At 32.4% G+C, this 9,157-nt stretch carries 11 protein-coding genes; 4 read left to right on the top strand and 7 right to left on the bottom strand.

Features of this window, described 5'->3' with window-relative positions; all coding sequences use genetic code 11:
- Positions 1 to 297: 297 nt before the first annotated feature.
- Entirely contained in the window at positions 298 to 786 is a 489-nt protein-coding gene (locus ACRBBL_RS17965) for an acyltransferase (RefSeq protein WP_431370462.1), read from the bottom strand.
- A 152-nt stretch (positions 787 to 938) separates the two neighbouring features.
- Between ACRBBL_RS17965 and ACRBBL_RS17960 the strand changes: the two genes are divergently transcribed.
- Positions 939 to 1,487, top strand: a complete 549-nt coding sequence (locus ACRBBL_RS17960; protein WP_431370461.1) for a CIA30 family protein — start codon at positions 939 to 941, stop codon at positions 1,485 to 1,487.
- The gene (locus ACRBBL_RS17955) at positions 1,487 to 1,942 is read left to right on the top strand and encodes a tRNA (cytidine(34)-2'-O)-methyltransferase (protein WP_431370460.1); all 456 of its coding nucleotides are present in this window, start codon (positions 1,487 to 1,489) and stop codon (positions 1,940 to 1,942) included. Before ACRBBL_RS17960 ends, ACRBBL_RS17955 begins: the two co-directional genes overlap by 1 nt.
- A 134-nt stretch (positions 1,943 to 2,076) precedes the next feature.
- On the opposite strand, the gene ACRBBL_RS17950 is transcribed toward ACRBBL_RS17955, so the two are convergent.
- Positions 2,077 to 3,231, bottom strand: a complete 1,155-nt coding sequence (locus tag ACRBBL_RS17950; protein WP_431370459.1) for a glycosyltransferase — start codon at positions 3,229 to 3,231, stop codon at positions 2,077 to 2,079.
- Positions 3,232 to 3,269: 38 nt separating this feature from the next.
- Here ACRBBL_RS17950 and ACRBBL_RS17945 point away from each other — a divergent pair, with 38 nt between their 5' ends.
- Complete coding sequence (locus ACRBBL_RS17945) at positions 3,270 to 4,355, top strand: glycosyltransferase family 4 protein (protein ID WP_431370458.1); 1,086 nt, start codon at positions 3,270 to 3,272, stop codon at positions 4,353 to 4,355.
- A gap of 3 nt (positions 4,356 to 4,358) precedes the next feature.
- Positions 4,359 to 4,784 carry a sugar 3,4-ketoisomerase gene (locus ACRBBL_RS17940; protein WP_431370457.1) on the top strand — a complete coding sequence of 142 codons (426 nt, stop codon included), beginning with the start codon at positions 4,359 to 4,361 and terminating at the stop codon, positions 4,782 to 4,784.
- Between the two features lie 260 nt (positions 4,785 to 5,044).
- On the opposite strand, the gene ACRBBL_RS17935 is transcribed toward ACRBBL_RS17940, so the two are convergent.
- The 5 genes from ACRBBL_RS17935 to ACRBBL_RS17915 form a co-directional block, all read right to left on the bottom strand.
- A complete protein-coding gene (locus tag ACRBBL_RS17935; protein ID WP_431370456.1) occupies positions 5,045 to 5,986 on the bottom strand; it encodes a glycosyltransferase family 2 protein in 942 nt (313 codons plus the stop codon).
- A complete protein-coding gene (locus tag ACRBBL_RS17930) occupies positions 5,986 to 6,882 on the bottom strand; it encodes a glycosyltransferase family 2 protein (RefSeq protein ID WP_431370455.1) in 897 nt (298 codons plus the stop codon). The genes ACRBBL_RS17935 and ACRBBL_RS17930 overlap by 1 nt, the downstream gene beginning before the upstream one ends.
- Entirely contained in the window at positions 6,882 to 7,619 is a 738-nt protein-coding gene (locus ACRBBL_RS17925; protein ID WP_431370454.1) for a class I SAM-dependent methyltransferase, read from the bottom strand. The genes ACRBBL_RS17930 and ACRBBL_RS17925 overlap by 1 nt, the downstream gene beginning before the upstream one ends.
- The gene (locus ACRBBL_RS17920; RefSeq protein ID WP_431370453.1) at positions 7,612 to 8,292 is read right to left on the bottom strand and encodes a cell division ATP-binding protein FtsE; all 681 of its coding nucleotides are present in this window, start codon (positions 8,290 to 8,292) and stop codon (positions 7,612 to 7,614) included. Before ACRBBL_RS17920 ends, ACRBBL_RS17925 begins: the two co-directional genes overlap by 8 nt.
- Before the next feature lie 181 nt (positions 8,293 to 8,473).
- The gene (locus ACRBBL_RS17915; protein ID WP_431370452.1) at positions 8,474 to 9,013 is read right to left on the bottom strand and encodes a hypothetical protein; all 540 of its coding nucleotides are present in this window, start codon (positions 9,011 to 9,013) and stop codon (positions 8,474 to 8,476) included.
- Positions 9,014 to 9,157 lie beyond the last annotated feature (144 nt).

Below are 9,157 nucleotides of genomic sequence, written 5' to 3'. Positions count from 1 at the left end.
AGTTTATAAGTTGAAGAGTTTAGCTGTGAAGTAATTCAACGTTTATCATTTAAAATAATAAGTTTCCATCAAACGTCACTTCGAGTGATTTTCGTTACATTGAGCTGCGGCGAAATGTAGAAAATTGTATCGAGAAGTACTCAGGAAAATGATCGTTTCATAGGAGATCTCGATACAAAAAACGTGTTCACATTTTTCACTCGATCAGACGAATTTTTTTCTTATAGTTTATAAGTTGAAGAGTTTGGCTGTGAAGTAATTCAAAATTTAACATCTAACATTCAACATAACAAAAAACTATTTCTTTCGTTTAAAAACAGCAGGATTTCCAAACCATATTTCATCTTCAGGAATATCTTTGTTTGCAAAAGACAAAGCACCAATGACACTGTTTTCACCAATGGTAATTCCGTGATGCAAAATACAATTCGTTCCAATAAAAACATTCTTACCAATATGTGCACCACCAATTTGTTCTTTGGCAGTATTTAAATTGTTGGTCATTAATTTTGGAGAAATATATACATTATCTTCCACTAGCAAACCTCTGGCTAAAATAGAATCGTAACGGATTGTTACATTATTTTTAATTACACAATTTCCAGATGAAGTCACACGTGAATCAATATAGCAATTTTCGCCAATCACAGTGCCTTTGCGTAATTCAACATAATTTTTAATCACCGTATTATCGCCAATAACTACATCGTCTTCAATAATACAAAACTTGCCAATAGTAACATTTTTACCAATAGTAGCTTTTTCAGATATAAAATTAGACTCCATAAAATAACAGGGAAATAGGTGAATACATATTGAAAAACGAAAATAGAAAAATAAAACCAAAAAGCAGATACATATTCAAAATATCACAATTACGAAACAGAATGTCAGAATATAAATTTTCTAAAATCTTTGTATATTGAAGAAAAAAAAGAATGCACATACGCTCAATATTATACTTTCTACTCATCACACAATTTTTATGCGCACAACAATCCAAAATTGATTTTGGAAAAAAGAAAGATGGCGAACTATGGAAAATTACAAATGATGGTGTAATGGGTGGACTTTCCGAAGGAGATTACGAGTTTTCAGATGATTACGTCATTTTCGATGGAACGGTTTCACTAGAAAATAATGGAGGTTTTTCATCCTATAGAAGTCAATACAAAAAGCGCGATCTTTCATCTTATAAAAAAGTAATCATTCGTTATCGTTCCAAAAAATATACAATGGGATTCACTTTAGAAATGGACAGACGTTGGTTTGTTCCGTATTATAAAGTAGAGTTGCCAACTACCGAATGGAAATGGGTTAAAAAGGAAATTGCATTCTCTGATTTTGTGCGTTACAATGTCGGACGCAAACGATCGGGAAAACCAACACTAGAAGAATTGAAAAATATTTTACGCATTGGTTTCGTCTCAAACGAGAAAAAAGCAGGACCTTTTAAAATAGAAATCGATTATATTAAATTTGAATAATGGCATACAACATAGTTCTTGTAGAACCTGAAATTCCAACAAATACAGGAAATATTGGACGTTTGAGCTTGGCTTCGGGTTCCAACTTACACTTAGTAAAACCTTTTGGTTTTGAAATTACAGATGCGCGACTCAAGCGTGCAGGTTTAGATTATTGGAAACATTTAGATCTGCATATCTATGAAAATATAGAAGAATTCTACGCTAAAAATGCAGGCAAAAAAATGGTTTACCTCACAAGTAAAAGTGAAAAGTCATATACTGAAATTCCGTTTGAAGATGATTTGTTTTTAGTCTTTGGAAAAGAATCGGTGGGTTTATCGGAAGAAATCACTGAAGCTAATACAAAACAGTTGTATACAATTCCTATGTTTAGCGAACATATTAGAAGTTTGAACTTAGCCAATGCGGTTAGTATTATAGTGTATGAAGGTATTCGTAGATTGAGTCTTTGAAATGTTAAATGTAAAATGCTAAATTTTAAATTAAAAAGTATTTTCGAATAACGAATAATGAAATTTAAAATATAAAAGTATTTTACCCAACACCCAACACCCAACACCCAACACCCAACACCCAATACCCAATACTAAGAGCGCTGAGCGGAGTCGAAGCGCCAACGTTCCAAATATTGTTTCGCAACCGTTGAATACTCGTGAAATTCCTCAACAAAAGCGCGCGCATTTTTACCAATTTGAATCATTTCATCTGGATTCTCGATTAAAAAACTTAGTTTTTCAACCAAATCGTCCACATTTGGAGTTGCATTTATCAATACCGTTTTTTCAAGCTTGTAATATGCTATAAAATCTGTTTCAGCACCAGAAAATACAACTTTTCCTTTCGCCATCGCTTCCAAAGCGTTATATCCTTGATCGTATCCATATAGCTGATCCATAATGATATGCGCCTCATTATAGGTTTGAATGTATTCCGAATATGGTAAATTGCTGGCAGTTTTTACAGCAACACGATTGGGATATTTTTCTTCAATAACTTTCAAGGCTTTTTCAATCAAATTATTTCCTTTTTTTAAGTAATTGACTTTATTTACACCGTGAAAAATATTCACTTTTCCATCGTACTTTAAGGATTGAAATGAAAGTGAATCTACATTGATTGGAAACGGAACAAGAGGCAAAACCTTCGGATGTTTCCGATATGCCATTTCATAATCAAAGTTTGCAGGAATAATTCCTTTTACATGTTTTATTACGTAATGATGTAATTTTTCATGTGATTTTGATAAATATTGAAGTGAATATCGAAACCATTTTTTCGTGCTTTTATCATTTTCATAAGCAGTTAACATGTGGTATGGTAAATCTGCATTCAAAATATAATTCACATAATGAAAATCGTCTCCGCAAGAAGACAAATACACATTTTTATTATGTTTAAAGATGTATTTCAATAACTTTCGTTCGATGCGTGGAGTGGTAGCAAATGGAAATTCATTAATCAATTGTACTGCGTCGAAATTACGAAACGACTTTCTGTGCTTATAAAAACGATAGGCAATTTCTAAAAAAGCAATATCTATATTACTAATTTTAAAAAGGAGTTGCCGAAATGCATTTGGAATCTTTTTATGAAAAAAAGTAGCTTCGAGTGAAATATCAATAGGGTAGTTTTTAAAGTTGTCAGCGCGACCAATCAACGTAACATCGTGCTGTAACTCTTGTAGACCTTCTTTTAGCGAATTGTGAAATCTACTGTATTCTCCTATCAATAATATTCGCATAAACAGTATATTTGCGTGAAAGATAGTAGGAAAACTTTATGCTGCAAAATTCTAAAAAGAAAATCTGTATAATTGTCGATTGCCTAAGTGGCGGTGGCGCAGAAAAACAGGCGGCAAACTTTTCTAAATCGCTTCATTCATACGGTTTTAAAGTATCAATTATTTCGCTAAAAGATCAAGTTACTTATGATTATGAAGGTGAGTTATATAATTTGGGTAAGCGTGAATCTTCCATAAAAATCATCAAACAAATTCAAAAGCTTTTTGCGTTTAAGAAAGCGTATAAAAAATGTAATGCCGATATGTATATTGACTTTCGATCACGCAGTCGTTTTGTGATGGAATATTTGCTGCATACATTCATATTTGAAGTAAAAAAGATGATTATGATGGTGCATAGTTATCAGATTGAGTGGCATATCCCGAAAGGAAAACTATTCAAAAAAATATATAACAATACACATGCAGTTGTGGCTGTTTCTAAAGCAATTGAAGAAAAATTAAACCAAGTATACGGTTTTGAAAACCAAGTATACATTCCTAACTATATTACTATTGATAAAAGAGAGAAAATCAGTACTTTAGATGCACAAGATGAGTATATAGTTGCAGTGGGACGTTTGCAAAATGATATCAAACAGTTTGATCGTTTGATTGAAACATATCACGCTTCCAAATTGTCAGAAAAAAATATAAAACTATTTATTTGTGGCGATGGAGATGATAAAGAATCATTGCAGCACTTAATTTCAACATTGCAATTGCAAACGCATGTAAAGCTCTTGGGATTTGTAGAAAATGTATCAGAATACATTCGAAATGCAAAATATTTAGTATTATCGAGTAGGGTAGAAGGCTTTCCAATGGTTTTAATAGAAGCACTGCAACAGCAAACTCCTGTCATTGCATTTGATTGTAAATCGGGACCAAGTGAAATAATTCAACATAAAATAAATGGTTTGCTCGTTGAAGATCAAAACTTTGCGAATTTGAAAGATGCAATGCGACTGTTAATCGAAAATATTGATTTGTATATGGATTGTAAACAAAATACAGTATCTTCAATAAATAAATTCACCGAAGAACCAATAATCCAGCAATGGATACAACTAATAACCGCCTAAAATATGTCTACAACTGTTGCTGATATTCAGCTTATAACGATCCCCAAAATCGAAGACTTTAGAGGAAATATATCTGTCATTGAAGGAGAAACAATTCCTTTTAAATGTAAGCGCGTTTATTATTTGTATGATATTCCTAGTGGTGCAAAAAGAGGTGGACATGCACATGTAGAACAACACGAGGTTTTAATAGCGTTGAGCGGAAGTTTTGAAGTCATTTTTAAAGACGGGACAACCAAAAGACGTATTCTACTCAATAAACCGAATCAAGGTTGTTTAATTCCACACGGAATTTGGCGCGAATTGGAAAACTTCTCTTCTGGAGCTGTATGTTTAGTATTGGCTTCTGATGAATTTGACGAATCTGATTATATTCGCGATTATCAAGACTACGTAATTACCAAAGAAAACGTAAAACTTTCGAAGTAAATTTATTTTAAATGTTAGATGTTGAATTTTAAATTGAAAAAAGATTTTCTTTAACAACACCCAACACCCAACACCCAACACCCAACACCTTCAGCAATACTGAAAGCAAAACACGTCTAAGTTTATTTGTCAATTTGAAAGTGAAGTTTCATACTAAAATTTACTTGCCTAATTACCAAGAGCGAAGCGATCTAAGAGGAGAATCCGATCTAAAAGCGATAGCAGTCTAAAAGCAAAGCGAGTCTAACAATCTAACAAGTCTAAAAAGAAGTTACCCGAATATTACGCTTCAACAAAAAACCTTTCAACTTTTTTAAAAACACCAATACAAATCGTGGGCTTTTCAATAGTAAACGTTGTTTAAAAGTCAAATTCGAATACTCTATGTTTTGCAACATTGCATTTCGTTGCGGAATGGCATTTTCTAAACTATATAACGAAGCAAAAATGTAACGATATAAGTCTAAATATTTTTTTAAAGAATGATTGTCTTTTGCAACTTCTTCATAGGTATCTAAGTCAGGAAGAACCTTTGTCGCAATCGAATTTTTACTCATCTGATCAGGTACATCGAAACGTACTTCTGCAAGCGCTTCATAATGATAGGCGACAGGATATTTAGAACCGTATTTTATATAAAACTCAATATCTTCTGCAAATGTAATTTTTGAATTAAAAACATCAGTCTCTGTGCAAATGGCTCTTTTAAAAGCCAAACTACTCTGGCAAAAAATAGGTTGAAACATACTTGCTTCAAAGAAATCTGCAAGCAAAAAAGATGTTCCTTGTAATGAACTTGCAATGTTTTTTCGAGGAATTAAATTTTCATGAGAAGTATAGATTTCTACATAATCAGTTCCGTAAATAGCTGCTTCTGGAAATGAATTGTATAAACTTTGAATCGTTTCCAAAAAATTAGGAAGCCAAACATCATCAGCATCTAACAACGCAATAATATCGCCATTAGCTTTTGAAATTCCATGATTTCGCGTGGCAGAAAGTCCCAAGTTCTTTGGGTTTTCAATGAGTTGAATTCTGTTATCGGAAATTTGAGAAACTACAGCAACACTTTTATCAGTACTTGCATCATTTACAATCAGCAATTCAAAGTCCGCAAAACTTTGCTGCAACACACTTTCTACAGTTTGTTGTATGTACTTTTCTTTATTATATAATGGAATAATTACGGAAAAAAGTGGCATTATTTACGAATATCTAAGTAGCAAAGATACGTTAATCTATACAAGTCAAAAACAAACATGGAAGGATTGTTTGAAAGCAAATTCTTTTCAAAACGTTTTCCAAACCAACGATACATCAAAGATAAAATACGATTGACTCCAAACTTTTTGACGCGTTTAAACACTTTGGTAATCAAAATGTCATTGTGCTCAATCAGTTCATTTTTCAAAAATAAAATCAGCACTTCTACCGATTCCATTGACTTGCGAATAAACTCCTTACTCGTATCTAAACCTAAATGATATACAGGATTGTCAATATGTGTTAAATGGACTTCCGCATGTTTCAAATCGTTTGCAAACAAGGTATCTTCATGGCGTGCATTCGGAATGTCTTCATTGAATTTTACTTTTTGAAACACTTCTTTCTTAATTAAAAAACTCAAAGTTAAAAAGCGTAAATACAAAGCTTCTTGTCGTTGTTGTACAGATAATGCTTCACGTTCTTTTCCATAAATCCAACGCAATACGTTTTCCTGTTTCGGTTTTTCTTCCTGATATAAAATTCCGCCATAAATCACTTCTTTTTCTTCAGAAATGGTTTCTATGTACTTCGTGATAAAATTTTTATGAACAGGAATTACATCAGCATCCATAAACAACAACCAATCATACGTTGCTTTTTTAGCAAGTAAATTTCGAATACGGCTGCGACCAATATTTTTAGGTAAAACCGTATATGAAGCGTTTGAAAATGTATTAATGCGTTCGTTTTTCTGAATCGTTTCTTGGTCGTTAGAATGATCGTCCAAACATAAAATTTCAAAAACATAGTCCGTTTTTGAAATTTGAGCATGAATCTCTTCTACTAAAGAAGAAATATCATAATCGTACGTGGGGATGAGGATCGACAGCATTATTTGGTAGCAATTAAGATATTCTCTGGCGATGAATATCCTAAATGTGCATCATTTTTATTAGCTGAGAAAGATAAGGTTTTTACAGCAAATCCAACCTGTTTTAAACGTGTTTTTAATCCTTCAGGTGAATATACACGAACATGATCTTCTTGTCCAAAATGTTTCAATCGATCTTCCGGACTTGTAATACTCGCGTTTTCATAAATAGCACCTTCTTTAAAAGGTGTTTGTATAAATACGTTTGCATTTGGTTTTGCAACTCTGTATAATTCTTCCATGGCTTTGATATCATTGGGAATATGCTCTAATACATGAAAACATATAATGGTATCAAAAGTAGCTTCTTCTTGGTCAATATTTGTAATGTCAAATGTAAAATCTGCAATAAATTCGTACTCATAATCAGAAGTCACATACTCCAAATCGGAACGTTTTTTTAGCTTTCTGTATATATTTCGAGAAGGAGAAAAGTGTAAAACGCGCCCTTTTAGGTGGTTTTCTGTATTCAAAACTTCCCACAAACGGCGATTTCTTGCCAAGCTTCCGCAGAAAGGACAAAGCAAATCGTTATTCTTTAATTGAATAAATGATCGTAATTTCTTTTTACAAACACCACATTGATGCGAATTTCCTAAATAAAAAATACCATGGAAAAACCGAAAGAAAGGTTCATTTTGAAAAATAAAACGCTTCGGAAGTAGTTGTTTGATTGTTTTTTTGAGTGAATTATACATTTTTCTGAACTACTTCGAATACTTTTCCAGCATCACATTTAAGTGTTTTAGAAGGATACTTTAAAAGCAATGCATAATCGTGTGTTGCCATTAAAATGGTACGTCCGTTTTTATTAATTTCTCGCAGTACTTGCATAACCTCAACACTCGTTTGCGGATCTAAATTCCCAGTAGGTTCATCTGCAATAATCAATTCCGGATCATTCAATAATGCACGAGCAATGGCAATACGTTGTTGTTCTCCTCCAGAAAGTTGATGCGGAAACTTAAAGTTTTTCGTTTTCATGCCAACCTTGTCTAAAACTTCATCAATCTTAACTTGCATTTCTTCTTTATCTTTCCAGCCAGTTGCTTTTAAAACAAACAATAAATTATCGGCAATAGTACGATCTTGAAGCAATTGAAAATCTTGAAAAACAATACCCAGTTTTCTTCGTAAAAAAGGAATGTCTTTCTCTTTTAAAGTTTTCAAGTTAAAATCAACAACAGTTCCTTCACCATTTGTCAAAGGTAAATCGCCATATAAAGTTTTCATAAAGCTACTCTTTCCAGAACCAGTTTTCCCTATCAAATACACAAAATCACCTTTGTTGATAGTGAGATTGACATCAGAAAGAATAAGGTTTTCTCGTTGAAAAATAGAAACGTTTCTAAGACTGAGGATTTGCTCCATGAATTATAAGGGATTTTAAATCGATTACACAAAGTAAACAATTAAACCGCAATACGGAAAACTTATTGTGATAAAAGCAGATATTTATAATTAATCATTAGTTACTGTTGAAATCAAAAAAACCTTCTGCAAGCGCAAAAGGTTTTAGTTATGTACCAGCTATAAAGCGGTTTTTGATATGTTAATTACAATCAAGATTTCCAACTACATATGCAAGAAGACAATCGATATCTTCTTGGCAAAGATTATCGTCACCAGAAATTTTTCCAAATCGAGGAACAATAGCGACAAATGCATAAAATACATCTAAGTTATTAGTTACTCCATCGCCATTAAAGTCACGAAAATTCGTTGGAACATGAACACCTCCATTTGTTGTCCACAAACCATAATCTCCAGCGCCTAAAACTTTGCTTGGAGGACTTATACATCCGTCATAGTCAAAATCAAGGTAATTCAAAATTACTTGTAAGTGTACTAAATCATTGGCAGTAACATTTCCGTCTTTATTTAGATCTAAATCTAATTCCAAAATAACATCACAGTCACAGCTACTCTTACTCGTAACGTTGTTTGGAATTTTAATACTGCTTTTTTCAGCGTTTTGATTTGTTATGTCTGGATTTACATCATCTGTTGCACAACTGTTTAGCAATATTGTGGCAAAAACAATTCCTGTGATAATTACAGATTTACTTATTTTTTCGAATTTTTTTTTCATGATAAAATGTTTTAAATAATTAGTATGAACCAAAACTACCGATTCAAATTAGGTAAGTAAAATTGTACATACTGCAATTCAGTGAATTATCGGAAACTTTAAAATAGATGTTCTTTGTGTTTTAATTCGAAGAAAACAGTTAAG

Origin of the sequence: Kordia sp. (assembly GCF_050633145.1) — a bacterium.
GTDB lineage: Bacteria > Bacteroidota > Bacteroidia > Flavobacteriales > Flavobacteriaceae > Kordia.
This window is presented reverse-complemented; position numbering and strand designations above follow the sequence as displayed.